Genomic DNA, 26328 nt, shown 5'->3' with positions numbered 1-26328 from the left:
GTCGAGCCTTTGCCCGGGTCAGGGCTGCTCGGGCGCCCGGCTCACGGGGATCCGGCGCACGTCCGGCGCACTCAGCCGCTCGGCGTTTGCCTCGGAGTCGGCGAGCTCCTTCTGCGACTCGAGCTCCGCCTCGACCCGGGCGATGTAGGCGGACACCTCGGCCTCGCTCCGCTCGGCGTCCCAGCCGAGGACGGGGGCCACGATCTCGGCCACGGCCCGAGCACTGTCGGCGCCACGGCTCGAGGTCTCGATGGAGATGCGCGTGCGGCGGGCCAGCACGTCGTCGAGGTGCAGCGCGCCCTCGTGCGTGGCGGCATACAGCGCCTCGACCCGGAGGTATTCCTCCGCGCCGGGGAGCGGGTCGTAGAGGGAGCGGTCGTCCTCGGCGAGGGCGAAGAGCTCGTGGACGAGCGAGCCGTAGCGCTCGAGCAGGTGGGTGATGCGCCAGACCGGGAGGTCCTGGTGGCGCGCGAGCCGGTCGATCTGGTTGACGAGCGCGACGTAGCCCTCGGCGCCCGAGAGCGGGATGAACTCGGTGACGCTGTCGGAGACGTCGCCACCGATGTCCTCACGGGCGGCGTCGACGGCGTCGGCGGCCATGACGCGGTAGGTCGTGTACTTGCCGCCGGCGATGGAGATGAGGCCGGGCTGCGGGCGGGCCACGGCGTGCTCCCGCGAGAGCTGGCTCGTGTCCTCGCTCTCGCCGGAGAGCAGGGGGCGCAGTCCGGCGTAGACGCCCTGGATGTCCTCGTGGGTCAGCGGCACCTTCAGCACGGTGTTGATGTGCTCGAGGATGTAGTCGATGTCGGCCCGGGTCGCGGCGGGGTGGGCGAGGTCGAGCTCCCAGTCGGTGTCGGTGGTGCCGATGATCCAGTGGGTGCCCCACGGGATGACGAAGAGGACCGACTTCTCGGTGCGCAGGATGAGGCCGGTCTCGGAGTTGATCCGGTCGCGGGCGACGACGATGTGCACGCCCTTGCTCGCGCGCACGTGGAAGCGCCCGCGGCCTCCCGCCATCGTCTGGATGTCGTCGGTCCACACGCCGGTGCAGTTGATGACGACGGAGGCCCGGACCTCGGTGCGCTCGCCCGTCTCGACGTCCTCGACGAGGGCGCCGACGACCCGCTCGCCCGCTCGCAGCAGCTCGACGACGCGGGCCGAGGCGACGACGGTGGCGCCGTAGGCGGCGGCGGTGCGGACCGTCGTCAGCGTGTGGCGGGCGTCGTCGGCCTGGGCGTCGTAGTAGAGCAGCCCTCCGGTGAGGGCGTCGCGCTTGAGAGCCGGGGCGAGCTTGAGCGCTCCGGTGCGGGTCAGCTGCTTGTGGCGTGGGACCGAGCGCGCGCCGCCCATCGAGTCGTAGAGGGTCAGGCCCGCGGTGACGTAGGGACGCTCCCAGCCGCGGCTGGTCAGCGGGTAGAGGAACGAGACCGGCTTGACGAGGTGGGGCGCGATGCGGCTCAGCATGAGCTCGCGTTCCTTGAGCGCCTCGCGGACGAGGTCGAAGTTCATCTGCTCGAGGTAGCGCAGGCCGCCGTGGAAGAGCTTGGACGACCGCGACGACGTGCCGGAGGCGAAGTCGCGCTGCTCGACGAGGGCGGTGGACAGGCCGCGGGTGGCCGCGTCGAGGGCCACCCCGCCGCCGGTCACGCCTCCACCGACGACGAGCACGTCGAACTGCTTGGTGGCGAGGCGCTTCCACGCCCGTGCCCGGTAGTCCGTGTCCAGCCGCACTGGGCTCGTCATCGGTTCCCCTTCACGTCGCTGGTGAGACAGACACTCTAACGAGCGAGCATCACGGGACGCGGAGCCGTCCGACCTCCCTGCGCACGCGTCTCGTGGGCGACACTGTGGGGGTGAGGTTCATGTGGGTCATCTGCCTGTTCGCCGGTCACCGGTGGCTCCGTGAGAGCCGCGACGGGGAGACGATCATCGTCTGCGGGCGGTGTGACGCGATCAGCAGGGTGGCGGAGGCACGCGAGCGCCACCGCCTCCGCCAGCTCGGACGTGGCCACGGCGAGATGTAGGCGCGCGGCGGTACGGTCTGGTCATGCCGACGGAGCAGCGCAGCCATGTCGTGTCGATCGACCAGGGGACGACGAGCACCCGGGCCATGGTCTTCGACCGCAGCGGTCGCGTCGTGGCCGTCGACCAGATGGAGCACCGGCAGATCTTCCCGCGGGCCGGGTGGGTCGAGCACGACGCGATGGAGATCTGGCAGAACACCCGCGTCGTCGTCGGAGGCGCACTCGGCAAGGCGAACCTCAACGCCACCCACATCGCTGCGGTCGGCATCACGAACCAGCGCGAGACCACCGTCGTGTGGGAGCGGGCCACCGGCCGGCCGATCCACAACGCCATCGTCTGGCAGGACACCCGCACCCAGGCGATCTGCGACGAGCTGGCCCGCGACGGCGGCGTCGAGCGCTTCAAAGAGGTGACCGGGCTGCCGCTCGCGACGTACTTCGCCGGGCCCAAGGCCCGCTGGATCCTCGACCACGTCGACGGCGCCCGTGAGCGCGCCGAGGCGGGGGAGCTGCTCTTCGGCACCATCGACACCTGGCTGCTCTGGAACCTCACGGGCGGCGCCGACGACGATGGCGTGCACGTCACCGACGTCACGAACGCCTCGCGCACCCTCCTGATGGACCTGCGCACCCTCGACTGGGACGCCTCGGCCGCGAAGGCGATCGGGGTCCCCCTGGCGATGCTCCCCGAGATCCGATCGTCGTCCGAGGTCTACGGCACGTGCAAGCCGGGCATCCTCATCGACGTCCCGGTGGCGGGCATCCTCGGCGACCAGCAGGCGGCGACCTTCGGCCAGGCCTGTCTCGACGTCGGCTCGGCCAAGAACACCTACGGCACCGGCAACTTCATGCTCCTCAACACGGGTGAGGAGATCGTCGCCTCGAAGAACGGGCTGCTGACGACGGTCTGCTACCGGCTCGGAGACGACAGGCCGGTCTACGCACTCGAGGGCTCCATCGCCGTCACGGGGTCGCTCGTGCAGTGGCTGCGTGACAACCTCGGCCTCATCACGGACGCCAAGGAGATCGAGACGCTGGCCGCGAGCGTCGACGACAACGGGGGCGCCTACTTCGTCCCGGCCTTCTCCGGCCTCTTCGCCCCCCACTGGCGTCCCGACGCCCGCGGTGCGCTCGTCGGTCTGACCCGCTTCGTCAACAAGGGTCACATCGCCCGAGCAGCGTTGGAGGCCACGGCGTTCCAGACGCGCGAGGTGCTCGAGGCGATGAACGCCGACTCGGGAGTGCCGCTCACCGAGCTGCGGGTCGACGGCGGCATGGTCGTCAACGAGACGCTCATGCAGTTCCAGGCCGACCTGCTCGGCGTCGACGTCGTGCGACCCGTCGTGGCCGAGACCACCGCTCTCGGCGCCGCGTATGCCGCCGGGCTGGCCGTCGGCTACTGGCAGAGCACCGACGAGATCCGTGAGAACTGGGGCGAGGACCGCCGGTGGACCCCCGCGATGGAGGAGCCCGAGAGGGAGCGCCTCTTCCGCACGTGGAAGAAGGCCGTCGAGCGCACCCTCGACTGGGTCGACGCCGACACTCCGTGACGCCTCAGTCCTCGCCCTCGAGGTGGAGGAGGACCTTGCGCAGCAGGCCGTTGAGGGCGACGAGGTCCCTGGCGGTCAGGCCCGAGAAGGCCTCCTGCTCACGAGCCATGCCGGCCTCGATCCCCCTCTCCCACAGCGCCCGTCCCGACGGCGTCGGTCGGATGAGGATGCGGCGCCGGTCGATGGGGTCGACCTCCCGCGTCACGTGTCCGCGCTGCACGAGCCGGTCGGTGCGTGACGTCATCGCGGCGCGGGTCACGCCGCACGCGTCGGCGAGCTGTGCGGGGGTCGCCTCCTCGGGGAACGGCTGGACCATCAGTGCGTGGAGCGTGTGGTAGTCCTCGATGGTGTCGTCCGTCCCGGCGTAGCTCGCGTGGTCGGCGGCCTTGAGCCGCTTGGTGATCGCCTGCATGCGCGTGACGGCGCCCTCGACCTCGGGGTCCATGTCCTCGAGGAGGCCGCTCCAGCGTGCGACGTGCCGGTCGACCGAGTCCTGCCGTGCTCTCGCCATGGCGCCAGTCTCGCAGAGGTGCAGCGCGCCGTACATCGGTTCCTGACTATTCGTTGACAGATAGTCAGACATCTAACTAATCTCGCACCATGACCCTGCGCGACCTGTTCGAGCTCCGCGACGTCCGACTCCTGCTCGCCGGCCAGGCACTCTCGTGGGTGGGTGACGCCTTCAACCCCATCGCCCTGTCCGTGGCCGTCGTCCTGGGTGGCGGCGGAGCGGGCGAGCTCGGTGTCGTCCTCGCGAGCGCCGTGGTGGCCCGCCTCCTGTGCACCCTCGTCGGCGGCGTCTGGGCCGACCGCGTCACGCCGCACCGGATCATGGTCGGGGCCGACCTCACGCGCGCCGGCTCCGTCGCGGGCATGGCCCTCGCCTTCGCGCTCGGCGACCCGCCGGTCGCCGTGCTCGCGGGTCTGGCCGCGGTCACGGCGGGTGCGGGCGCGTTCTTCTACCCCGCCTTCGTCTCGCTGCGGCCCCTCATCGTCCCGGCGTCGGCCCTGCAGACCGCCAACGGCGCGATCAGCTTCCTCCAGTCGAGCGCCCAGGTGGCCGGCCCGGTCGTCGCCGGGCTCGTCGTCGCCCGGTTCGGCCCGGTCGCCGGCTTCACGGTCAATGCGCTGACGTTCGCCTGGTCGGCGGTCTGCGTCGCGCGGCTCCGGGCTCGCGCCGACCACCTCGCCGAGCGCACCGGCATGCTGACCGAGATCCGCGAGGGCCTCGCCGAGATCCGCAGCCGGGACTGGCTCTGGTCGAGCCTCCTCGCGGCGGCGATGTTCCACGTCGCGAGTGGGGTCTTCATCGTCCTCGTCGAGGTGACGGCCGTGCGCGACCTCGGCGGCGCCCACGCCCTCGGCCTCCTCACGGCGGCGCTCGGCGTGGGCGGCCTCGTCGGAGGGCTCGTCGGGATCCGGCTCCAGCCGCGCCGGATGCTCCTCGGGGCCTTCGCCGCCCTCGGGCTCTATCCGCTCTTCCCGCTCGGGTTCGCCTGGCCCGGCGGGCTCGTAGCGATCATGGCACTCGCCCTCGTCGGCCAGGCCGGACTGCTCTACTTCGACGTCGGGTGGCAGACCGCCGTGCAGCAGGGCGTGCCCCACGACCGGCTGGCCCGCGTCGTCTCGTGGGACGTGCTCATCTCGTTCGTCGCGCTGCCTCTCGGCAACGTCCTCGCCGGCCCGCTCAGCGCGCACGTCGAAACGCCCGACCTCATGGTCGGCATCGCCGTCTGGATGCTCGTGGCCGGCTGCTGGCCGCTGCTGGTGCGCAGCGTCCGCGGCTTCACCCGTGCGTCAGCCCAGGGCGGCGATGGCGGCGTCGTAGTCGGGCTCCTGCCCGATGGACGGGACGACCTCGGTGTGCGCGACGGTGCCGTCGGCGTCGATGACGACGACCGCACGGGCGAGGAGTCCGGCGAAGCCTCCGTTCTCCATCCGCACGCCGTAGTCGTAGCCGAAGCTGGAGCGGAACGACGACGCCGCGACGACGTTCTCGATGCCCTCGGCGCCGCAGAAGCGCTTCAGCGCGAACGGTAGGTCGGCGGACACGCAGACGACCGCCGCGTTGTCGAGGCCGGCGGCGAGCTCGTTGAAGCGGCGCACGCTCGCCGCGCAGACGCCGGTGTCGACGCTCGGGAAGATGTTGAGGACCACGCGGCTGCCGTGGGGCAGCGTCACGTCGTCGCGCAGGTTCGTGCCGGTCAGGGTGTACGCCGGGGCGGGCGCGCCCACGGCCGGCAGGTCGCCGACGGTGTGGACGGTGGTGTCTCCGAGGGAGGTGGTGGCCATGGACGTATCTAACACGGACGGCCTGGGTCTACCGTCGCCGCATGCCCACGGGGCGACCCGTAGGTTGGTGGCATGACGGAGTCGCCGCTCACCCCCGAGCAGCAGGGGCAGATCGTGGCGGTCGCGATGGACATGGCGCGCGACGGTCGCACGGCCGACCTCGTCGAGTTTCTCGACCACGGCTTCCCGCTCGACCAGCAGGACCCCGCTGGCAACACGCTCGTCATGCTCGCCGCCTACCACGGTCACCTCGACACGGTCACGACGCTGGTGGCCCGCGGCGCCGACGTCGACCGCCGCAACGACCGCGACCAGTCCCCGGTCGCCGGGGCGATGTTCAAGGGGGAGGACGAGGTCGTCAGGGTCCTCGTCGCGGCGGGCGCCGACCTCGACGCCGGCTCGCCGACCGCGCGAGCCACGGCCGCGCTGTTCGGGCAGCAGCACCTCATCGACGGAGAGGACCGACCGTGACCGACCCGCAGGACACCGGGGCGCGCTCGCGCTTCGTCATCAACCTCGTCGGCGTCATCGGCATCGTCTTCGGGGTGCTCCCGATCGTGCGCTACCTGCTCGACCTGTCGCTCTTCGAGTTCACCGTCGCGCCGTACGAGTGGCTCCAGCTCGAGGGCGCCGCGCGGTTCATCCCGCCCGCCATGGTCCTCGTCGTGTGCATCGTCCTGGCCTACGTCCTCGAGCAGCGTCTCTCCCGCGACTGACCCCGGCCCAACCCTCGACGGTCGGTGACCGTTCAACGACGAGCCCGTGATGTGATGTCGTCATGTCGGTCCGGGCCTCCCTCCTCGCCGCGCTCGTCCTCGGGTCGAGCCTGGCGATCGCGCCCGCGCCGACCGCCCGAGCCGACGCGGTCGCCCCCGAGGTCACGACGGTGCCGGTCGGCGCCGAGCCCGACGGCACGGCCGTGCGCCTCGACGTCTCCGTGTGGCCGCAAGCGAGCGGCAAGCACCCGGTCGTCCTGCTCGCCCACGGCTTCGGCGGCACCAAGGACTCGGTGACGAGCCAGGCGAACGACCTGCACGACCGCGGCTACGTCGTCATCGCGTGGAGCGCCCGCGGACACGGCGCGTCCGGGGGTCGCATCCACCTCAACGACCCGGCCTACGAGATCGCTGACGCGAGAACGCTGCTCGACCTCGCGGCCAAGCGCGCCGACGTCGAGCTCGACGGTCCCGGCGACCCGCGCGCCGGGGTCATGGGTGCGTCCTACGGTGGTGCCCTCGGCCTCATGCTGGCCGGCTCCGACCGACGGGTCGACGGCGTCGTCTCGGCCATCACGTGGAACGACCTCGCCGACGCCTTCTTCCCGCAGTCCGCCGTGACGAAGCCGGCGACCACCGCGGCCGGGCGATCGCCGATCGCCGTCGCCGGACCCTTCAAGCAGGTCTGGGCGACGAACTTCTTCCTCTCGGCGCTCCGTGGAGGCCAGGGTGCGGGCACTGGCGCCGGCGCCGCCGACTGCGGCCGCTTCGACCCGACGATCTGCCGCCTCTTCGTCCAGGCCTCCGAGACCGGCACCGCTTCACCACAGCTGACGACGCTGCTGCGCGCCCACAGCCCCAAGCCGACGATGAACGCCGTCACCGCGCCGACCTTCCTCGTCCAGGGGGTCGGCGACTCGCTCTTCGGGCTCGACCAGGCCGACGCCAACGCGTCGGCGCTCGCCGCCTCCGGCACGCCGTATGCCGTCCGCTGGAGCGACGGCGGCCACGACGCCCCGAGCACGCACGAGGCGGAGGAGGTCGAGGCCTCCTACACGTGGCTCGACCACTACGTCCGCGACAAGGGCGCGCGCGGATCGGCCCTGCCCACAGCGGCCTTCACCTACGGCACCCCCGCCGGCCGGGCGGGTCAGCCGACGACGCTCCACACCCTGACGGCGTACCCGGGTCTGTCCGGCGCGGCGCTCCGGACGCGCGAGCTGCCCCTGACGACGACCTCCGGGACGCTGCTGCACCCGCCCGGCGGGCAGCCCGCCTCCCTCATCGCCGTGCCCGGCCTCGCCGCGTTGGGCGTCAGCCTCTCGACCTACCAGATCGCGGCGCTGCCCGGTCAGTCGACGGCCCTCGACACCCTGCCCGTCGCCGAGGCCGCGACCGTGGTCGGGTCGCCCACGATGCGGCTCACCGTCACGTCCGACGCTCCCGACGTCACGCTCTTCGCCTCGGTGTGGCGCGTCACCGGTGGCTCGGTGACGCTGACCAACCCGCTCGTCGCGCCGGTGCGCCTGACCGTGACGCCGGGCGCGCCCACCCCCGTGACGATCTCGCTCCCGGCCGCGACCTACGACCTGCCGGCCGGCACCCGATGGCGCGTCCTGCTGACGAGCACCGAGTCGACGTACTCCAACTCGCGGACCCCGAGCGGCATCCGCATCTCGGGGGCCTCGGCCCTCACCCTCCCGGTCGCGACCGGCGCCGCAGTCGACGGCGCCGTGGCCGGCGGCGTCGACACGGAGACCCTCTTCGCCGCCGGCGCTCTCGCGGTCCTGCTCCTCGTGGCGCTCGTGGGCTGGTACGTGCGCCGTCGCCGCCGGATGCACCGCCCCCCGCGGCCTGACCTCGCCGACGTCCCGCTCGTCATCGAGGGACTCGTCAAGACGTACGCCGACGGCCACCGTGCCGTCGACGACGTGTCGTGGCGGGCCGAGAAGGGTCAGGTCGTCGGGCTGCTCGGCCCCAACGGCGCCGGCAAGACGACGACGATGCGCATGGTCATGGGGCTCATCTCCTCGGACGCCGGAAGCGTCCACGTGCTCGGCGAGCCCGTCTCCGCCGGCTCGCGGGTGCTCGCCCGGGTCGGTGCGCTCATCGAGGGTCCCGGCTTCCTGCCGCACCTCACCGGGCGCCAGAACCTCGAGGCCTACTGGTCCGCCACGGGCCGCGATCCCGAGGACGCCCACATCGCCGAGGCGCTCGACGTCGCGGCCCTCGGCGGCGCCGTCGACCGGCCGGTCAAGTCCTACAGCCACGGCATGAAGCAGCGGCTCGGCATCGCCCAGGCCATGCTGGGACTGCCCGAGCTGCTCATCCTCGACGAGCCGACCAACGGCCTCGACCCGCCCCAGATCGCGGCGATGCGCCCGATCCTGCGCCGCTACGCCGAGACCGGGCGCACCGTCGTGGTGTCGAGCCACCTGCTCGCCGAGGTCGAGATGACGTGCACCCACGTCGTCGTCATGCACGCCGGCCGAGTCATCACGCAGGGCCCCGTCGCCGAGCTCGTCGACAGCGACGACACGACGATCCTCGACCTGCCCGAGCACGTCGACCACGACGTCGTCAGTGCCGGCGTGCACGCGCTCGAGGCCGCTGGCGGCGTCACCGAGGTGCGCGTCGACACCCCCACGAGGATCGTCGTCGTGGCCGACCGCGGTCGGGCCGAGGTCGTCGCGGCCGCCGTGTCGGCGGGGCTGCCCGTCGTCGGCGTCAGCAGCCGTCGCCACCTCGAGGAGGTGTTCCTCGGCGTCATCTCGTCGGCATCCGCACCGGGTGCGGCCGGCGAGCCCGGAGACGAGGGCGCGTCCCTCGTCGAACGACTGAGGCAGGTGAGGGCGCGATGAGCGAGACCCACGCAGAGGGGCCGGACGTGAGCCCCGGGGACGCGCTGCTCGACGTCATCGAGCCGGCCCCGGCAGCAGGGGGCGGCGAGATCCACCAGGTGCGCGACCCGCTCTCGTGGCGATCCGAGCTGCGCCGGCAGTGGGGCCGGCGACGCACGATCTGGGCCTTCGGGCTGCTCCTCGCGCTGCCGCTCGTCCTCGTCGGGTCGTTCGCCTTCGGCCAGCGGTCGAGCAACAGCCGCGGCGGTGCGTCGACCCGGATCTTCGACCTCGCCCAGAGCGGGGCCGCCAACTTCAGCCTCGTGCTCGTCTTCCTCGCCTCGGAGCTGCTCCTCGTGCTCCTCGCCGCCCTCTTCTGCGGCGACGCCGTGCCGTCCGAGGCGTCGTGGTCGTCGTTGCGCTACCTGCTCATCGCGCCGGTGCAGCGGGCTCGCCTGCTCACGAGCAAGCTCGCGATCGGGATCGCCTCCACCCTCGTCGCGACGGTCCTGCTGCCGGCGTGGGGCCTGCTCGTCGGCGGCGTCGCCTACGGCTGGGACCCGCTGACCAACCCGCTCGGCGAGAACCTGTCGTGGGGCCAGTTCCTGCCCCGCCTGGCCCTCGCGATGGCCTACATCTTCGTGACGCTGCTGCCCATCGCCGCCATCGCCTTCTGGCTCGGGACGCGCTCCGACGCCCCGCTCGCGGCGGTCGGTGGCGCCGTGCTCGTCAGCATCCTGCTCAACATCCTCGACCAGCTCGACGCGCTCGACCCCTACCGCAACGCCTTCCCCGGCCACTACTCGCGGGCCTGGCAGGACGCCCTCGCCGTGTCACCGGACTACACCGACATGGTGCACGGCGCCCTCTGGGCGCTCGTGTGGGCGGTCGCCTTCACGATGCTCGCCTACCGCCGCTTCCGCCGCGCCGACATCCTCAGCTGAGCGTCAGAAGCGCGCGGCCTCGGGGATGATCCGCTCGCCGATGAGCTCGAGCACGTCGGTCTTCGAGCCGTCACCGACGCCGAGCTGCACGTGCGTCACACCCAGACCGGCGAGGTCCCGCAGGTGCTCGAGCGTGGCGTCGACGTTCGCGCCGTCTGGGCCCGGGTCGACCGGTCCCATGACGGTCTTCTCGATCTCGTCGTAGTCGCGGCCGAGAGCCTCGCAGTGACCGCGGAGCACCTCGAGCTTGTGGGCGAGGTCGGGACTGTCGAAGAGGTTGCAGGCCTGGGCGTACTGCGCCACCATCCGCAGCGTCTTCTTCTCGCCACCGCCCCCGATGAGGATCGGCGGGTGCGGGCGCTGCACCGACTGCGGGGAGTTGAGCGTGCTGCCGAGGCGGTAGTGCTTGCCGGCATACGGCTCGACGCTCTCGCCCCACATCTGGAGGCAGATCTGCAGCGTCTCCTCGAGGCGCTCGAAGCGCTCGGCGGTGGCGGGGAACGGCAGGCCGAGTCCGACGCACTCCTCCTCGTTCCACGCCGCGCCGATGCCGAGCATGGCGCGACCCTTCGACAGCACGTCGAGGGTCGTCACCTCCTTGGCGAGCAGCCCCGGTTCACGGTAGACGGCGGCCGTGACCCAGGCGAGCAGCTGCACCTTCTCGGTGACCGCGGCGAGGAAGCCGAGGGCCGTGTAGGCCTCGAGCATCTCGTGCTCCTTGGGCCCGATCACGCCGATCTGCCAGACGTGGTCCATGACGGAGAGCTTGGTGAAGCCGACGTCCTCCGCGGTCCGCGCCGTGCGGACGAGGTCGTCGACGAAGGTGGAGGAGCCACCGCTCCACGTGAAGTTGGCGAGGTGCAGTCCGAGATGCATCCTCCGACACTACGTCCGCTCGCCGGGATCGGCGTGGGGACAGCGACGCGATCTCGTGCGCATGGCGCCAGGCGCAGCCGGGCGTGAGGGCTCGGGCAGACTGGCCGGGTGACCCCCGACCCGAGCCGCACGACCCGACCGCTCCAGCCATCCCGGCGCTCGCAGGTGCCCCCGTTCGAGGTCATGGACGTGCTCGACCGCGTGGCCGTGCTCCGGGCCGCGGGCCGCGACGTCGTGTCCCTCTGTGCCGGTGAGCCGTCGGGGGGTGCGCCGAGCCTGGTCTCGGAGGCCGCCGCACGGATCCACGGCTCGGGGCGTGCCCTGACCTACACCTCGGCGCTGGGCATCCGTGAGCTGCGGTCCGAGATCGCCGCGCACTACGGGCGGTGGTACGGCCTCGACGTCGACCCCGCCCGCGTCGCGATCACGACGGGCTCGTCGGGCGGCTTCCTCCTCGCCTTCCTCGCCGCCTTCGAGGCGGGGGACCGGGTCGCCCTGGCGCGGCCCGGCTACCCGGCCTACCGCAACATCCTCACCGCCCTCGGGTGCGAGGTCGTCGAGATCGACTGCGGCTCCGAGACCCGCTACCAGCCGACGCCCGAGCTGCTCGACGCCGCGCAGGCCGACGGCGCGCTCGCGGGACTCATCGTCGCCTCGCCCGCCAACCCGACCGGCACGATGGTCGACCGCGCCGAGCTCACGGCGATCACCGACTGGTGCGCCAGCCACGGCGTGCGCCTCGTCAGCGACGAGATCTACCACGGCGTCACGTATCCGGACCCCGGCGCCGCCGACCCCCGCGGCGTCTGCGCCTGGGAGACCGACGACACGTCGCTCGTCATCTCCTCCTTCAGCAAGTACTGGGGGATGACGGGCTGGCGCCTGGGCTGGATGCTGCTCCCCGACGACCTCGTGCGCCCGGTCGACGCGCTGGCCGGCAACGTCGCGCTCTGCCCCCCTGCACCGGCGCAGTATGCCGCCGTGTCGGCGTTCGCAGAGGAGTCCTACCGCGAGTGCGACGACGCGGTCGCCGAGTTCGCCCGGACGCGGAAGCTGTTGCTGGACAACGACTCCCGGCTCGGCTGGGGTGAGTCAGCGCCCCCGGACGGCGCGTTCTACTACTGGGCCGACCTCGGGCCGCAGCGGGGCCGGTGGGGCGGCTCGGCGGCATACGCCAGCGCCCTGCTCGAGGAGGTCGGCGTCGCGATCACGCCCGGCGGCGACTTCGACGACCGGGCGGGCGGCCAGTCGGTGCGGCTCAGCTTCGCGGCGGGCGCGACCGCGGTCGGCGAGGCGATCGAGCGGATCGAGGCGTTCAACGCGCGCTGAGCGACTAGCGTCGGCTCATGGGGTGGTTCACCGACGCAGTGGCGTGGGTCCGCTCGCGGACCGGGGCTGCGCCGCGACCGGAGCCCCCGGCGCCCGGCCAACCGGCGCCTGGCCAACCGGCGACGGTCGACGCGCTCGTCGAGCGGATGCACGAGATCGACCGCGCGCTGCCCGGGAGCGACGGTGTGGCGGCCTTCAACCGGATGTACCTCCGCGTCACCGAGCTCGTCCGTGACCGGCTCGTCGAGGGGTGGTTCGGCAACCCGGCCTTCGTGACGCGGCTCGACCTCGTCTTCGCCGGGCTCTACCTCGACGCGGTCGGCGCGGGTTCGCCGGACCCGTCCTGGCAGCCGCTCTTCACGTGCCGGCTCGAGCCGGGCCGGGTGCCGATCCAGTTCGCGCTCGCCGGGATGAACGCCCACATCAACCACGACCTGCCGCTGGCCGTCGTCACGACGTGTCGCCAGCTCGGCCTGACGCCGGACAGCCCCGGGGTCGAGGCCGACTACCACCGGGTCAACGACCTGCTCGCCGCCGTCCAGGAGGACGTGCGCCGATCCTTCCTCGACGGCATCGTCCTCGCCGTCGACGAGCAGTACGCCGGCCCGGTCGCCAACCTCGTCAGCGGGTGGAGCATCGCGCGCGCCCGCGACGCCGCGTGGACGAACGCCCGCGTGCTGTGGTCGCTCGAGGGTGTCGAGCCGTTGCGCACCGACTTCCTCGCGACCCTCTCCCGCAGCGTCGGGATGGCCGGGCGCTACCTGCTGACGCCGGTCGCCGACCTCGCCCCCTGAGGGAGCGAGGCCGGAGAGGTCAGGCGGCGACGGGCGCCGCGCCCGGCTCGAGCGACGGCTCGGCGACGGCTCGGCGGGCGGCCACCCGACGCTCCTCGACCCGGCGGTCCCGGAGGGCGCCCCGCAGGCGCCAGGCGCCGTAGACGGCGCCGACGCTGATGACGAGGTGCAGGCCGAGGAAGCCGTTCGCGAGCCCCATCCCGAGCAGGGCGCCCGCGACGAGCGGCCCGACGGCCGAGAAGGTCGTCTGGATCGCCGTGAAGGTGCCGAGCGTCGTGCCGACGAGGCCGCGGGGAGCGAGGCTCGCGGTGAGCGGGTTGAGGACGGGGGCGTACATCGTCTCGCCGACGGCGAAGATGCCGAAGGTCGTGACGAAGAGGGCCGAGGCGACCTCCGGGGTCAGCTGGGCGACCGAGAGGACGACCCACGACACGGTCCAGATGGCGCCGACGACCATGAGCAGGCTGGCCGCGTTGCGCCGCGCGGTGACGCGCACGACGACGACCTGCAGGGCCACGATGACGACGCAGTTGACGGCAGCCGCGAGACCGATGGCGGACTCGTCCACGTCGAGGACCGTGAGGGCGTACGCCGGCAGGCCGGACTCGAACTGCGCGTAGAAGCCGAGGGCCAGCGCCACCGCGACGACCGCGGTCCAGCGCAGGGCGGGCACGCCGAAGATGCGGCGCAGGGCTTCCATCGTGCCGAGCTGCGCCTCGGCCTCGCCGGCGGCGAGGTCGGGGGCGACCTCCTTCGGCGCGCCGACGCCGGCGACGTGGATGAGGACGGCCGAGATCGCGAAGCCCGCCCCGGCCGCGATGAACGCGAACGTCATGCCGTCGGTGCGCGAGAGGTCGACGAACTGACCGGCGACGAACGCGCCCACGGCCATGCCGATGGCCTCGGCCGTGAACTTGTAGGCGAAGACCTTGCGGCGGTCGTCGCTCCCGGCCCAGCGCAGCACGAGCACCGACGCGGCGGGGCCGGCCGCGGTCAGGCCGAAGCCGAACACGAACATGCCGACGAGAAAGGCAGGGGCCGACCCTGCCCAGACGAGGCTGCCGACGCCGACGGCGGCGAGCAGCTTGGCCACGACGGCGACGGTGACCGGGTTGTAGCGGTCGCTGAGGCGCCCGGCGAAGGGTGCGGCGACGAGCGCGCCGACGGAGAAGAGCGTGCTGGCCAGGGCGGCGGCGAGCGCTCCCCAGCCGCGGGTGTTGGCCGCATACGCGTACTGGTAGGGCAGCACGGTGCCCCATCCGAGCATGCCGATGGACGACGCGAGGATGAGCAGCTTGGTGCGCATGGGTTTCACACCCTTTCTGGGACGGGGAGGCGGACTTCGGGAGTCAACGTAGCTTCGGTATCGAATATTTCGTCATCGAAGTTCGACTTCGAAACAGTAGCACCAGCCCACCCGGGTGCGACAATGCCTTTCCATGGCAGCGAAGCGACGACAGACCGCCCAGCAGGAGCACGCCGCGGACGTCGCGACCTACGTGGCCGCCGGCGGCGAGGAGTCCGTGCAGCGCGTCATCACCGCGGTGTTCTCCGTGACGAAGAAGCTCGACCAGTGGTACGTCCGGCAGTTCGCCGACCTCGACCTGACCCAGGGCGAGTGGTCGGTGCTCGCCTCCCTGGCCCGCGCGGGCGACACGTGCCTCACCCCGAGCCAGCTCGCCGACCTCTCCAACGTCGCCCCCTCGTCGATGACGCACCGTCTCGACAAGATGGCCGGCCGCGGCCTGCTCCAGCGCCGCCCCGACGAGTCCAACCGCACCCGCACCCTCGTCTCCCTGACGAAGGACGGGTGGGCCCTGTTCAGCGCCGCGGTCCGCGAGTCCAACGTCGTCGAGAGCGACACCCTGCGCGGACTGTCCGACTCGGAGCGGCACGAGCTGGCCCGGCTCCTCGAGATCGTCATCGCGGGCCTCGACGACATCGACGCGTAGCCCGGCCGGCGTGGCGGGCGTAGCGTCGCCCGCATGAACGCCAACGGGCAGCCGGTCGCCCTCGTCACCGGAACCTCCTCGGGCATGGGCCTGCACACCGCCGTCGAGCTGGCCCGTCGCGGCCTCGCCGTCGTCGCGACGATGCGCGACACGAGCCGGTCCGCGGCGCTGACCGCTGCCGCGACCGAGGCGGGCGTCGAGCTCGACGTGCGGGCCCTCGACGTCACCGACCACGAGGCCGCCCGGGCCTGCGTCGACGGGGTCCTCGCCGACCACGGCCGCCTCGACGTCCTCGTCAACAACGCCGGGCGAGGTGCCGTCGCCACCGCCGAGCAGCTGAGCCTCGACGAGATCCGCGACCAGCTCGAGGTCAACTACCTCGGGCCCGTCGCCCTGACCAAGCTCGTCCTGCCCCACATGCGGGCGTCCGGGTCCGGCACAGTGCTCACCGTGACGAGCGTCGGTGGCGCTGTCGGGCAGCCGTTCGCCGACGCCTACTGCGGCGCGAAGTTCGCCGTCGAGGGCTTCATGCAGTCGCTCGCCGTCGTCATGCTCGCCCACGGCGTGCACGTCTCGGTCATCGAGCCCGCGGCCGTCGCGAGCGACTTCGTCGGCAACGTGGCCCGTCCCGAGGGCGATCCCGCCGACCCGTATGCCGCCCAGCTCGACGCGTACCTCGCGCGGTCCGCGGGCGCCTTCGCCAACGCGCAGTCCTCCCGGGACGCCGCGGTCGCCATCGCCGACGCAGCGACGTCGGCCGAGCACCGCTTCCGCTGGCAGACCTCGGAGGGCGCGACCGCCTTCGTCGGGATGTCGCTCGCCGACACCGACGGTGGCCGGGTGCTCGGCGTGACCCGGTCCTGGATCGAGTGAGCTCCTCGTTAGAGTCGGCCCCGTGAGCTACCGCAGGCCCGTCCCGACGATCGGCGACCCGTCGTCGGCCGCCGAGCGGGCCCAGGCGCCCGACGCGTGGGCGCTGCGCGACGACCTCGCCTCGCTCGAGCGGGTCGTCGGCGCTCGCCGCGACATCCGCCGCTTCCGACCCGACCCCGTGCCCGAGGACGTGCTCACCGCGGTGCTCACGGCCGGTCACCGGGGTCCGTCGGTCGGGCACAGCCAGCCGTGGCGCTTCGTCGTCGTCACCGAGGCTGCGACCCGTGACGCCGCCGCACTCATGGCCGACCGGTGCCGCCTGCGCCAGGCCGCCGGGATGGCGGAGGAGTCGGCGCGCGGCCTGCTCGACCTGCGCCTCGAGGGCATCCGCGAGGCGCCCGTCGGCGTCGTCGTCGCGTGCGACCGCCGCACCCCCGCCGCCGGGGTGCTCGGTCGGGCCACCTTCCCCGACGCCGACCTCTGGTCCTGCGCCGCGGCCATCGAGAACATCTGGCTGACGGCCCGGGCCCACGGCCTCGGTCTCGGCTGGGTCACCCTCTTCGAGCCGGCCGAGCTCGCCGACCTGCTCGGCCTGCCCGACGGCGTCGAGACCCTCGGCTGGCTCTGCCTCGGCTGGCCCGACGAGCGGCCGCCCGAGCCCGGCCTCGAGCGGGCCGGCTGGAGCAGGCGCCTCCCGCTCGAGCAGGTCGTCATGCGCGAACGCTGGACCGAGCGCGACGCCCCGCCCTCCCACCTGCGTGCGCCGGAGCCGGCCGACGTCGTGGCCGCCCGCGACCGCTCCGACGACCTCCTCGCGGTGCCGGGCTCGCTCGGGGTCCTCGACACCGTCCTCGACCGCGTCACCGCGCTCGCGGCCGTGGACGGTCGGGGCACCCTCGTCGTCGCCGCCGCCGATCATGCCGTGACGGCATACGACATCTCGGCCTTCGACCCCACGGTCACTGCCGACGTCGCCCGCGCGACCCGAGAGGGCACGTCGATGGGGGCCGTGGCGGCTCGCGCTGCGGGTCTCGACGTCGAGCTCATCGACGCCGGGATCGGCTGCAGCAGAGGAGATCTCGTCACCTCCGACGCGCTCGACGAGACGGCGTATGCCGCCTTGCTCGGTCTCGGTCGCGACCGCGGCCGTGCGCTCGCGGGCTCCGGACCCGTGGCGCTCGGCGAGGTCGGGGTCGGCAACACGACCGTGGCGGCCGCCCTCGCCGCAGCCCTGCTCGGCGTGCCGGCCGACGACGTCGTCGGCCGCGGGTCCTCCGCCGACGCCGCGATGCTCGACCGAAAGCGCGACGTCGTGACGCAGGCGCTCGCCCGGGTCGGGAACGTCGGCCCGGACGAGGCCGTCCGTCGCCTCGGCGGGGGAGAGCTCGCCGTCCTCACGGGGATCGTGCTCGGGGTGGCCGAGTCCGGAGGGATCGTGGTGCTCGACGGGCTGGCGACGTCGGTGTGTGCGCTCGCCGCCGTGCGCGTCGAGCCGGCGGTCGCGGCGCACCTCGTCGCCGGCCAGCGGTCACGTGAGAAGGCCCACGCCCTCGTGCTCCGCGAGCTGGGTCTCGAGCCCCTCCTCGACCTGCGGATCCGTGCGGGCGAGGGCGTCGGTGCGGCCCTCGCGACCGGCCTCGTCAAGGACGCCCTGGCCCTGCGGACGGGCGTCGCGCGCACCTCCACGGTTTGAGTCGGACGGCGGGACCCCTCTAGTTTTGTGTGGTTGTCCAACCATCGAACTGCCCTCACGAGGGGCTGGGAGACTCGTATGACCACACAGACCCAGGACCGACCACCGACTCCCGAGTCGGGCGCCAGCGCCGACGACCGGGCCTTCCTCGGGCACCCCAAGGGACTGTCGACCCTCTTCTTCGTCGAGCTGTGGGAGCGCTTCTCCTACTACGGGATGCGCGCCATCCTGCTCTACTTCCTCATCGACACCGTGGCCAACGGCGGCCTCGGCATCGACGAGACCACCGGCACCGCCGTCGTCGCGATCTACGGCGCGTCCGTCTACCTCCTGTCGATCATCGGCGGCTTCACCGCCGACCGGCTCTTCGGCGCCCGCCGCTCGACGCTCTACGGCGCCGTCGTCATCATGGCCGGCCACGTCTGCCTGGCCATCCCGGCCGCGGCGACCGCCTGGCTCGGCATCGCGCTCGTGGCCCTCGGCACCGGCCTGCTCAAGCCCAACGTCTCCGCCATGGTGGGCACGCTCTACAAGCCCGAGGACGCACGTCGCGACGGCGGCTTCTCGATCTTCTACATGTCGATCAACATCGGCTCGTTCTTCTCGCCGCTCGTCGTCGGGTGGCTGCGTGAGCACTACGGCTACCACGTCGGCTTCTCGGCTGCAGCGGTCGGCATGGCCATCGCCATCGCTTGGTTCGTCCTCGGTCGCAAGGCCCTCGGCCCCGCCGTCGACGACGTGCCCAACCCGCTCTCGCCCGAGGAGCGCGGCCGCGTGTCGGCCCTCGCCGTCGGCGCCGTCGTCGCCTTCGCGGTCATCGTCGTGCTCGCCGGCCTGTGGCGCGACACTGTTCTCGACCAGGTCATCGACGCGATCTCGATCGTCGCCGTGCTGACGCCCATCGGGTACTTCACGATGATGTTCCGCAGCCCCAAGGTCGAGCGCGAGGAGAAGTCGCACCTCGCCGCCTACCTCCCGCTGTGGATCGGCGCGATGCTCTTCTGGATGATCTTCGAGCAGGCCGCCGGCAAGATGGCGATCTTCGCCGCCGACAACACCGTCAAGGAGACGGCGGGCATCACCATCAACCCCGAGTGGTTCCAGTCAATCAACCCGCTCGCCATCGTCCTGCTCGCGCCGGTCTTCGGCTGGATCTGGACCAAGCGCGCCGGACGCTTCCCGTCGACCCCGATGAAGTTCGTCCTCGGTGTCACGATCATCGGCCTGTCGGCCCTCGCCATGTCGTGGGCCTTCGCGACGTTCCAGGGCAACACGGCGCCCGTCTACATCCTCGGTGGCATCTTCGTCATGCAGACCGTCGCCGAGCTCTGCCTCTCGCCCGTGGGGCTCTCGGCCACGACCCGTCTCGCGCCGCGCGCCTTCGCGAGCCAGGCCATGGCGCTCTGGTTCCTCGGCAGCGCCGCGGGCCAGGCCATCGCCGCGCAGCTCATCCAGGCGATGGGCGGCCTCAGCGACGCGGTGTACTACCTCGTCAACGGCGTCATCACCCTCGTCGTCGCCGGCGTGCTCCTCGCGCTCGTGCCGTGGATCCGTCGCAAGATGTCGACGGCCGAGCTGCACGCCACCGACCGCGTCGCCAGCACCGACCGCACCGACCGCACCGACCGCACCGACCGCACCGACCGCACCGACAGCGTCTCGGCGCACTGACGTGATCGTCAGCCTCGACGGCGTCACCCCGGTGGTCCACGAGACCGCCTGGGTGGCGCGGAGCGCCGACATCGTCGGGGCCGTCGACCTCCGTGCGGGTTCGAGCGTCTGGTACACCGCCGTGCTCCGTGCGGACGTCGACCCGATCGTGCTCGGCGAGGGCAGCAACCTGCAGGACGGTGTCGTCGTGCACACCGATGCGGGACACCCGACGAGCATCGGCGCCGGCGTGTCGGTCGGCCACCGTGCCGTCCTCCACGGCTGCACCGTCGAGGACGACTGCCTCGTCGGGATGGGTGCCATCGTGCTCAACGGAGCACGCATCGGCGCCGGCAGCCTCATCGCCGCCGGAGCCGTCGTGCCCGAGGGTGCCGTCATCCCGCCCCGGTCGCTCGTCGCCGGCGTGCCGGGGAAGATCCGCCGCGAGATCGACGAGCCGGGGCTTGCGCGCATCCGCGCCAACGCCGAGGTCTACGTGGAGCTCGCCCGCCGCCACCGCGCAGCCACCGACGCCTGAGCAGCGCACGCGCAGCGGCCGGCCACCCGGCATACCCTCCGCTGGTTCGAGGTGATGTCGGGAGCGATGTCGGTGCCGGGATCACCTCGAACGGCGGTTCAGCGGAGGAGCAGGACCGCGGCGACGACGCCCGCGACGACGACGAGCACGCGGAAGAGCGTCGGTGGCAGGCGGCGTCCGACGCGCGCACCCACGTAGCCGCCGACGACCGAGCCGGCCGCGAGCAGGCCGATGGCCTGCCAGTCGAGGTCCGCGACGGCGACGAAGATCAGCCCGGCGACGACGTTGCCGGCGAAGATCGCGAGGGTCTTGAGGCCGTTGACGACCCGCAGGTCGATGTCGAGCCCCAGCCCGAGGACGGCGACCATCATGACGCCCGACCCGGCGCCGAAGTAGCCGCCGTAGACGCCGGTCAACAGGGCGAAGAAGGTCGTCACCGGCCCCATCCGGGTGCGTGGTCCGACGTCCTCACCGCTGCGCGACCGGACCCAACGGGCGACCCGCGGCTGCACGCCGACGAGCAGGCAGGTGAAGAGGATGAGCCACGGCGCGACGGCCTCGAAGACGCTGGACGGCAGGGCCAGCAGCAGCACCGCGCCGCCGACGGCACCCAGCGCGCACGTGACGACGACGGTCCACGTGATGCGCGGGTGCTCGCGCAGCTCGGCCCGGTAGCCGAACGACCCGCTGACGCCCGCGGGCACGAGGCCGACGGTGTTGGAGGCGTTGGCCACGACGGGTGGCAGCCCGACGGCGAGCAGGACGGGGAAGCTGAGCAGCGAGGCCACCCCGACGGTCGAGGTGAGGATGCCGGCGCCGAGACCTGCGCCGAGGACGGCGAGCATCTCGAGGGGCGTCACGACTCGTCTCGCAGCACCGCCACGTCACTGACCATGACGACGTGGGCGTGCATCGCCGCGGCGGCCGCCTCCGGGTCGCCGGAGCGGATGGCGTCGGCGATGGCGCGGTGCCCGACGAGCGAGTCGGCGGGGCGGCCAGGCTGGCTCAGCGACTCGATGCGGGTCTCGCGGACGAGGTCCCGGATCTCGTCCATGAGTCTGGCGAGCAGCAGCGAGTGGGCGGCCGCGGTCACGGCGCCGTGGAAGCGCTCGTCGCCCTCGACCCCCCGCCCCCCGGCCTCGACGGCGCGGGACATCTCCGCGATGGCCTCGTCGATGCGGGCGAGGTCGTCGGACGTGCGTCGGGCCGCGGCGAGGGCGGCGATCTTCGTCTCGAGGGCGTCGCGGGTGTCGATGATCTCGGGCAGCCGGTGGGCGTGCGCGCGGATGGCCTCGACGATCCGCCGCGGGCCGGGGGCGTCCGACAGGACCGTGCCGTCGCCGTGCCGGACCGTCACGACACCGATGACCTCGAGCGCGACGAGGGCCTGGCTGAGCGTGGCGCGGCTGACGCCGAGGCGCTGGGCGAGCTCGCGCTCGGGAGGCAGCCGGTCACCCGTCGTGAGACCGTTCGCCTCGATCCATGCGGTGATCTGCTCGGCCACCTGCTCGTAGAGCCGCGTGCGCGTGAGGCGGGACATGCCCGATGTCGACATGGGGTCAATCTATTGACAGTCGGCCCATTGACCTATTGGCTAGGCCACTGAGCCAGCCATGAGCCTCGTCACAAGGGCGTGGAACCAGGCGCGCCAACGGCGCCCTGATGCTGGCCAACCGGCCGACAGCATCAGCGAACCGGTGTACTACAAGCAGATCCTCACCTACAGCGTCATCGTGGTCGTCGCCGGCCCGTTGCTCGTGTGGGCCGCCCTGATCCTCCCCGGATGGTGACCGAATGACCGCTCATGGACCCCTCTCCGACATCGTCGTCGTCGACCTCTCGCGTGCCCTCGCTGGACCGCACGCGACGATGATGCTGGCCGACCAGGGCGCGCGCGTCATCAAGGTCGAGGCCCCCGGCCGCGGGGACGACACCCGCGGCTGGGGGCCGCCCTTCGTCGGCGAGGAGGGCGCGCGCGAGTCGACGTACTTCCTGTCGGCCAACCGCAACAAGGAGTCGATCACCCTCGATCTCAAGGACGAGGCGGACCGCGACGTGCTGCTCGCGCTCGTCGACCGGGCCGACGTGCTCGTCGAGAACTTCCGCACTGGTGTGCTCGAGCGCCTCGGACTCGGCATCGACTCGCTCATGGAGCGAAACCCCCGGCTCGTCGTGCTGTCGATCACCGGTTTCGGCCACGACGGGCCCGAGGGTGGCCGCGCCGGCTACGACCAGATCGCCCAGGGCGAGGCCGGCGTCATGTCGCTGACGGGCTCCGGCCCCGACGACCCCCAGCGAGTCGGCGTGCCGATCGCCGACCTGTTGTCCGGGATGTACGGCGCCTACGGCGTTGCCGCCGCCCTCAACGAGCGGCACCGCACCGGCAAGGGCTCCGTCGTGCGCACCTCGCTGCTCGCGGCGGTCGTCGGCGTGCACGCGTTCCAGGGCACACGCTGGACGGTGGCCGGAGAGGTCGGCAGGTCGGCCGGGAACCACCACCCGTCGATCAGCCCGTACGGCCTCTTCCACTGCCGCGATGGCTTCGTCCAGATCGCCGTCGGCAGCGAGGGCCTCTGGCAGCGGCTGTGCGCGGCGTTCGGCCTCGACCCGGCCGCCGACGGGCTGGCGACGAACGCCGAGCGCGTCGCCGAGCGCGAGCGGGTCATCGAGGTCGTGGAGTCGGCCTTCGCCGACTGGGACGCCGAGCCGCTGCTCGCCCGGCTCGCCGAGGTCGGGGTGCCCGCGGGCAAGGTGCGCAGCCTCGACGAGGTGTACGCGTGGGACCAGACCGCGAGCCAGGGTCTGCTCGTCGAGGTCGAGCACCCGACCCTCGGGCCGCTGACCCTGCCGGGTCCGCCACTGCGGTTCTTCGACGGCGACGGCACGGAGGTGACGCGCCGCGACCACGACGCGCCGCCGACGCTCGACGAGGACGGCGCGGCCATCCGCGCCTGGCTGAAGGAGGAGTGATGGCACGCCGACCGTGGACCGCGCACGAGCTGCTCGACCTCGTGCTCGACTCCGGCTCCTTCGAGTCGTGGGACGAGCCGATCGACATCAGCGCACGCGCATGCAGGCGGGGACCCCGGCGTTCATCGAGATGGTCGAGATCTCGCGGGCGCTCATGGCGCACCGCGCCGCCCGGCTGCCCTACCTCGTGCACCTGCGTCACCCGACGACCGGTGGGGTGTACGCGTCGTGGGGTTCCCTCGGGCACGTGACCGTCGCCGAGCCCGGGGCGCTCGTCGGTTTCCTCGGGCCGAAGGTCTACGAGGCGCTCAACGGGGTACCCTTCCCCGCCGGCGTGCAGACCGCGGAAAACCTCGCCGCCAAGGGAGTGCTCGACGCCGTCGTGGCCGCCGAGGACCTGCCGATGCTCGTCGACGGGCGCTGGGCGTCCTCGTCGACGGCCCGACCCTGCCGCGTCTCGACCACCGTGTCGGCGAGCCGAGTCGGCACCTGTCGGCCTGGGAGTCCATCGAGGTCACGCGGCGTCCGGACCGCGCCGGCGTTCGTGAGCTGCTGCGCTACGGCGCGACCGGCACCTTGCGGCTGCGTGGCACCGACGAGGGTGAGCGGGACTCCACGATGCTCGTCGCGCTGACCCGCCTCGACGGCCAGCCCTGCGTCCTCGTCGGCCAGGACCGCGCGCGTCAGTCGCCGACGGCGCCGCCGGGGCCGGGCGCACTGCGTGAGGCGCGACGGGCCATGCGCCTCGCGGAGGAGCTGGGTATGCCGCTGGTCACCGTCATCGACACCCCCGGCGCCGAGCTGTCGGCACACGCCGAGGAGGGCGCGATCGCGGGTGAGATCGCCCGGTGCATCGCGACCCTGACGACGATGACCGTGCCGACCGTGTCGTTCGTCCTCGGGCAAGGCTGTGGCGGAGGGGCTCTCGCGCTGCTGCCGGCCCGCGAGGTCATCGCCGCCGAGCACGCGTGGCTCTCGCCGCTCCCGCCCGAAGGTGCGAGCGCCATCGTCCACGGCGACGTGTCGCATGCCGCGGAGATGGCCGAGCTGCAGCAGGTGGGCGTCCTCGATCTCGCCGTGCGGGGGATCGTCAGCCGCATCGTGCCCGAGCCCGCCGACGACACCGCCGCAGCGCTGGCGCTCGCGGTCGTCGCCGAGTGCGCGGCCGCGCTGCGTCGCCAGACCCATGGCGAGGCGCACGCCCTCGCGAGCTAGGGCACGCGGAGCGAAGTCGGCGAGAGGAACGAGCGAAGGGGGCTCTCGTCGCCGAGGTCGGGCCACCGTCGGGCGACGCCGGCCAGCAGGTCGGCGACCTGGACGCGCACGTCGTCGCGGGAGTCGACCGTGACGAGCCCGGCGAGCGGCGAGACGCCGTGGCCGGTCTCGCCGTCGGCGCCGCCGTCGTCGGTGCCGTCCGACAGGGCGTGCTGGAGCCGGCGGAGCCGGTCGGCGGTCAGCGCGCTCTGCTCGTCGTGGACCACGAGCACCTGCTGTCGACCCTCGCTCCACGTGAGCACGGTCTCGGCGAGGGCCGTCAGCAGGGGCTCGAGCGGTGGCGGGATCGTGCGGTCGTCGTGGACGAGGCGCGTCACGACGCCGCGGACCCTGGTCCGGGTCAGTGCCGCGAGGACGTCCCGGGCCTCGGGGTCCGCCCCGAGTGCGAGGCCGTCCCTGGCCTGGAAGAAGGTCTCGAGGACCCGGCGGTCGACGTGGTGCCGGCGCTTGGTGCGGACGAGGTCGACGAAGGCGGCGAGGAAGGCCAGCCACTCCGGTGCGCGTGACCGGCCGCACCGATGGAGCGCGATGGCGGCGGGTCGTTGGTGCGCCGTCAGGCGGGTGCCGGCCGCCCACGAGGGCTCAGAGAGGAAGAGGTCGACGACGCGGGTCGCGAGGAAGTACTCCTTGTCCACGACCTCGACATGGGCACGGCCCTCGAGGCGCGACAGCAGCCACCCCAGGGCCTCGTCCGCGTGCCGGCCCCGGAGCAGCTGTCCGGACTTGAGCTCGTCGAGGGACCAGCGTGAGTCGCTCCTGAGCGCCTCGACGAGCTCGGTCGCCTCGGCGAGGCTGAGGTCGGTGCTGGCGTGCGTGAAGACCGGGGTGGCGGGGTCGAGCAGGTTGCTGCCCGAGAAGCCCGACTCGTCGCAGGCGATCTCGACGCCGGCGCCGCCGACATCGCCTGAGGGCGGCAGCCCGCCCTGCAGGGGAGGTCTCGATGCGCCGGCCACGCGGCCCATGCTCGTCCGGATGGCCCGGCCGCACCAGCGAAATAGAACCGGGGCCCGGCCGGACGCGGCTCGGCTCGGCTCGCCTACGGTGGGAGGGCCAGTCCGATCGGCCGGGCCTCCAGGCGGCCCGGGACACGTCGCCCCCACCGGCGGAGACCGGTGACCGGGGGAGACCAGGACAGACCAGGACAGACCAGGGGGTGCAGGTGCGCGGCGACAGGGAGCGACAAAGGTCAGCCGGCGCCGGGCTCGACCTCTACGCGGCGGGTGCCGATCTCACCCAGCTCGTGAGCTGCCACGTCGTCGAGCTGCTGGCCGGCCGTCCGGCGCCGGGCTTCCGCCGGCTCGGCGTGGGCATCGACCAGATCGACAAGGGGCTCACGGCCCTCGAGCCCGCCGCGCAGCGCAGCGTCTGGACGATGCACCCGATCCTCAGCTACGACCCCGCGAACGAGATGACGCTGCTCGACGACCACACCCGACGCCGAGGCGTCGACATGCGGTGCATCACGACCGAACGCAGCCTGAACCTCTACCCACTGCTCACCTCGGAGATCCCGCACGTCCACTTCGGCCCGGCCCGCTCGCAGTTCATCCTCGTCGACGAGTCGGTCGCCGTCGTCGGTGGGCCGCACAGCGAGGAGGGCTACCCGACAGCGTGGCTCACGACCCGGACCGACGTGCTCACGCTCGTCCGCGCCATCTGGGACCTGACCTGGCAGCTGTCGCGCCCCGGAGTCCCCGACGGCCGGAAGCCGCCCTTCACCGCCCGCCAGTGCGAGGTGGCCCGGAGGCTCGTCCTCGGAGCCAAGGACTCGGCGATCGCCCGCGACCTCGACGTGTCGCTGCGGACCGTCGCCGCCGACGTCTCGGTGCTCATGCACATGCTCGGTGCCGTGTCCCGGGCCGAGACGGCGCACCTGCTCGCGGGTGGGAGCCATCGTCTCGACGCCGCCCGGCTGCGACCGAAGGCCGAGTAGCCCAGCGGCAGGCGCGGGAGGCAATCAGGTCGGGGTGAAGTCGACGAGGTGCGGGTGCAGGGTGCCACCGGAGGGCGCG

The 26328-nt window shown here is 72.6% G+C and carries 25 protein-coding genes and 2 pseudogenes; 19 read left to right on the top strand and 8 right to left on the bottom strand.

The genetic code is table 11. The features are described from left to right. Positions 1-18: 18 nt before the first annotated feature. Positions 19-1743 (bottom strand): glycerol-3-phosphate dehydrogenase/oxidase, encoded by a 1725-nt coding sequence (locus tag NR112_RS19045; protein WP_256795865.1) that lies wholly within the window; start codon positions 1741-1743, stop codon positions 19-21. Between the two features lie 110 nt (positions 1744-1853). On the opposite strand from NR112_RS19045, the gene NR112_RS19040 reads away from it, so the two are divergent. Beyond that, on the top strand, positions 1854-2024 hold the full coding sequence (locus NR112_RS19040) for a hypothetical protein (RefSeq protein WP_256795864.1): 171 nt from the start codon (positions 1854-1856) through the stop codon (positions 2022-2024). 23 nt (positions 2025-2047) lie between these two features. Next, positions 2048-3574, top strand: a complete 1527-nt coding sequence (glpK, locus tag NR112_RS19035; RefSeq protein WP_256795863.1) for a glycerol kinase GlpK — start codon at positions 2048-2050, stop codon at positions 3572-3574. 4 nt (positions 3575-3578) lie between these two features. Here glpK and NR112_RS19030 read toward each other — a convergent pair whose 3' ends face one another. After that, positions 3579-4085 carry a MarR family winged helix-turn-helix transcriptional regulator gene (locus NR112_RS19030; RefSeq protein WP_256795862.1) on the bottom strand — a complete coding sequence of 169 codons (507 nt, stop codon included), beginning with the start codon at positions 4083-4085 and terminating at the stop codon, positions 3579-3581. A gap of 89 nt (positions 4086-4174) precedes the next feature. On the opposite strand from NR112_RS19030, the pseudogene NR112_RS19025 reads away from it, so the two are divergent. Beyond that, a pseudogene (locus NR112_RS19025) lies at positions 4175-5320 on the top strand (MFS transporter); the annotation flags it as partial. Positions 5321-5371: 51 nt separating this feature from the next. Here NR112_RS19025 and tpx read toward each other — a convergent pair. Further along, on the bottom strand, positions 5372-5866 hold the full coding sequence (tpx, locus tag NR112_RS19020) for a thiol peroxidase (RefSeq protein WP_256795861.1): 495 nt from the start codon (positions 5864-5866) through the stop codon (positions 5372-5374). A gap of 72 nt (positions 5867-5938) precedes the next feature. Here tpx and NR112_RS19015 point away from each other — a divergent pair, with 72 nt between their 5' ends. The 4 genes from NR112_RS19015 to NR112_RS19000 all read left to right on the top strand — a co-directional run bounded on the left by NR112_RS19015 (position 5939) and on the right by NR112_RS19000 (position 10366). Beyond that, the gene (locus NR112_RS19015; protein ID WP_256795860.1) at positions 5939-6337 is read left to right on the top strand and encodes an ankyrin repeat domain-containing protein; all 399 of its coding nucleotides are present in this window, start codon (positions 5939-5941) and stop codon (positions 6335-6337) included. Continuing rightward, positions 6334-6582: a hypothetical protein gene (locus NR112_RS19010; RefSeq protein ID WP_256795859.1), complete on the top strand. Its 249-nt coding sequence runs from the start codon at positions 6334-6336 to the stop codon at positions 6580-6582. Before NR112_RS19015 ends, NR112_RS19010 begins: the two co-directional genes overlap by 4 nt. 62 nt (positions 6583-6644) lie before the next feature. Further along, positions 6645-9443: an alpha/beta fold hydrolase gene (locus NR112_RS19005; protein ID WP_256795858.1), complete on the top strand. Its 2799-nt coding sequence runs from the start codon at positions 6645-6647 to the stop codon at positions 9441-9443. Then, positions 9440-10366, top strand: a complete 927-nt coding sequence (locus tag NR112_RS19000; protein ID WP_256795857.1) for an ABC transporter permease — start codon at positions 9440-9442, stop codon at positions 10364-10366. The genes NR112_RS19005 and NR112_RS19000 overlap by 4 nt, the downstream gene beginning before the upstream one ends. A 3-nt stretch (positions 10367-10369) precedes the next feature. Here the strand turns inward: NR112_RS19000 and NR112_RS18995 are convergent, their stop codons facing one another. After that, positions 10370-11242 carry an LLM class F420-dependent oxidoreductase gene (locus NR112_RS18995; protein WP_256795856.1) on the bottom strand — a complete coding sequence of 291 codons (873 nt, stop codon included), beginning with the start codon at positions 11240-11242 and terminating at the stop codon, positions 10370-10372. 108 nt (positions 11243-11350) lie between these two features. Here NR112_RS18995 and NR112_RS18990 point away from each other — a divergent pair, with 108 nt between their 5' ends. After that, the gene (locus tag NR112_RS18990) at positions 11351-12571 is read left to right on the top strand and encodes an aminotransferase class I/II-fold pyridoxal phosphate-dependent enzyme (RefSeq protein WP_256795855.1); all 1221 of its coding nucleotides are present in this window, start codon (positions 11351-11353) and stop codon (positions 12569-12571) included. Positions 12572-12588: 17 nt separating this feature from the next. Next, the gene (locus NR112_RS18985; RefSeq protein WP_256795854.1) at positions 12589-13365 is read left to right on the top strand and encodes a DUF5995 family protein; all 777 of its coding nucleotides are present in this window, start codon (positions 12589-12591) and stop codon (positions 13363-13365) included. Between the two features lie 19 nt (positions 13366-13384). Here NR112_RS18985 and NR112_RS18980 read toward each other — a convergent pair whose 3' ends face one another. Beyond that, positions 13385-14671 (bottom strand): MFS transporter, encoded by a 1287-nt coding sequence (locus NR112_RS18980; protein ID WP_256795853.1) that lies wholly within the window; start codon positions 14669-14671, stop codon positions 13385-13387. A gap of 133 nt (positions 14672-14804) precedes the next feature. Between NR112_RS18980 and NR112_RS18975 the strand changes: the two genes are divergently transcribed. The 5 genes from NR112_RS18975 (at position 14805) to NR112_RS18955 (ending at position 20071) form a co-directional block, all read left to right on the top strand. Further along, complete coding sequence (locus tag NR112_RS18975; protein WP_020142038.1) at positions 14805-15317, top strand: MarR family winged helix-turn-helix transcriptional regulator; 513 nt, start codon at positions 14805-14807, stop codon at positions 15315-15317. Between the two features lie 33 nt (positions 15318-15350). Further along, entirely contained in the window at positions 15351-16190 is an 840-nt protein-coding gene (locus NR112_RS18970) for an SDR family NAD(P)-dependent oxidoreductase (protein ID WP_256795852.1), read from the top strand. Between the two features lie 22 nt (positions 16191-16212). After that, on the top strand, positions 16213-17883 hold the full coding sequence (gene bluB / locus NR112_RS18965) for a 5,6-dimethylbenzimidazole synthase (RefSeq protein WP_256795851.1): 1671 nt from the start codon (positions 16213-16215) through the stop codon (positions 17881-17883). 78 nt (positions 17884-17961) lie between these two features. Beyond that, a complete protein-coding gene (locus tag NR112_RS18960) occupies positions 17962-19554 on the top strand; it encodes a peptide MFS transporter (RefSeq protein WP_256795850.1) in 1593 nt (530 codons plus the stop codon). Between the two features lies 1 nt (position 19555). Beyond that, positions 19556-20071 carry a gamma carbonic anhydrase family protein gene (locus tag NR112_RS18955; protein WP_256795849.1) on the top strand — a complete coding sequence of 172 codons (516 nt, stop codon included), beginning with the start codon at positions 19556-19558 and terminating at the stop codon, positions 20069-20071. Positions 20072-20169: 98 nt separating this feature from the next. On the opposite strand, the gene NR112_RS18950 is transcribed toward NR112_RS18955, so the two are convergent. Together NR112_RS18950 and NR112_RS18945 are read right to left on the bottom strand one after the other, a co-directional pair. Next, positions 20170-20931, bottom strand: a complete 762-nt coding sequence (locus NR112_RS18950) for a sulfite exporter TauE/SafE family protein (protein ID WP_256795848.1) — start codon at positions 20929-20931, stop codon at positions 20170-20172. Continuing rightward, entirely contained in the window at positions 20928-21626 is a 699-nt protein-coding gene (locus NR112_RS18945; protein ID WP_256795847.1) for a FadR/GntR family transcriptional regulator, read from the bottom strand. The genes NR112_RS18950 and NR112_RS18945 overlap by 4 nt, the downstream gene beginning before the upstream one ends. A 58-nt stretch (positions 21627-21684) precedes the next feature. Between NR112_RS18945 and NR112_RS18940 the strand changes: the two genes are divergently transcribed. The 4 genes and pseudogenes from NR112_RS18940 (at position 21685) to NR112_RS18930 (ending at position 24256) form a co-directional block, all read left to right on the top strand. Beyond that, positions 21685-21861, top strand: a complete 177-nt coding sequence (locus tag NR112_RS18940) for a hypothetical protein (RefSeq protein ID WP_256795846.1) — start codon at positions 21685-21687, stop codon at positions 21859-21861. Positions 21862-21865: 4 nt separating this feature from the next. Further along, on the top strand, positions 21866-23041 hold the full coding sequence (locus NR112_RS18935) for a CaiB/BaiF CoA-transferase family protein (protein ID WP_256795845.1): 1176 nt from the start codon (positions 21866-21868) through the stop codon (positions 23039-23041). Between the two features lie 100 nt (positions 23042-23141). Next, positions 23142-23306, top strand: a pseudogene (locus NR112_RS22705) (acetyl-CoA carboxyl transferase); the annotation flags it as partial. Further along, complete coding sequence (locus NR112_RS18930) at positions 23270-24256, top strand: carboxyl transferase domain-containing protein (RefSeq protein ID WP_308337488.1); 987 nt, start codon at positions 23270-23272, stop codon at positions 24254-24256. The pseudogene NR112_RS22705 and the gene NR112_RS18930, both read left to right, overlap by 37 nt. Here the strand turns inward: NR112_RS18930 and NR112_RS18925 are convergent. Then, entirely contained in the window at positions 24253-25278 is a 1026-nt protein-coding gene (locus NR112_RS18925) for a DUF3800 domain-containing protein (protein WP_256795844.1), read from the bottom strand. The genes NR112_RS18930 and NR112_RS18925 overlap by 4 nt on opposite strands. A gap of 197 nt (positions 25279-25475) precedes the next feature. On the opposite strand from NR112_RS18925, the gene NR112_RS18920 reads away from it, so the two are divergent. Further along, positions 25476-26249: a LuxR C-terminal-related transcriptional regulator gene (locus tag NR112_RS18920; protein ID WP_256795843.1), complete on the top strand. Its 774-nt coding sequence runs from the start codon at positions 25476-25478 to the stop codon at positions 26247-26249. Positions 26250-26328: the final 79 nt, after the last annotated feature.

The sequence above is a fragment of the Terrabacter sp. Ter38 genome (assembly GCF_024519435.1).
Taxonomy (GTDB): Bacteria; Actinomycetota; Actinomycetes; order Actinomycetales; family Dermatophilaceae; genus Terrabacter.
The sequence above is the reverse complement of the archived record's forward strand: the minus strand, read 5'-3'. Positions and strand labels throughout refer to the sequence as shown.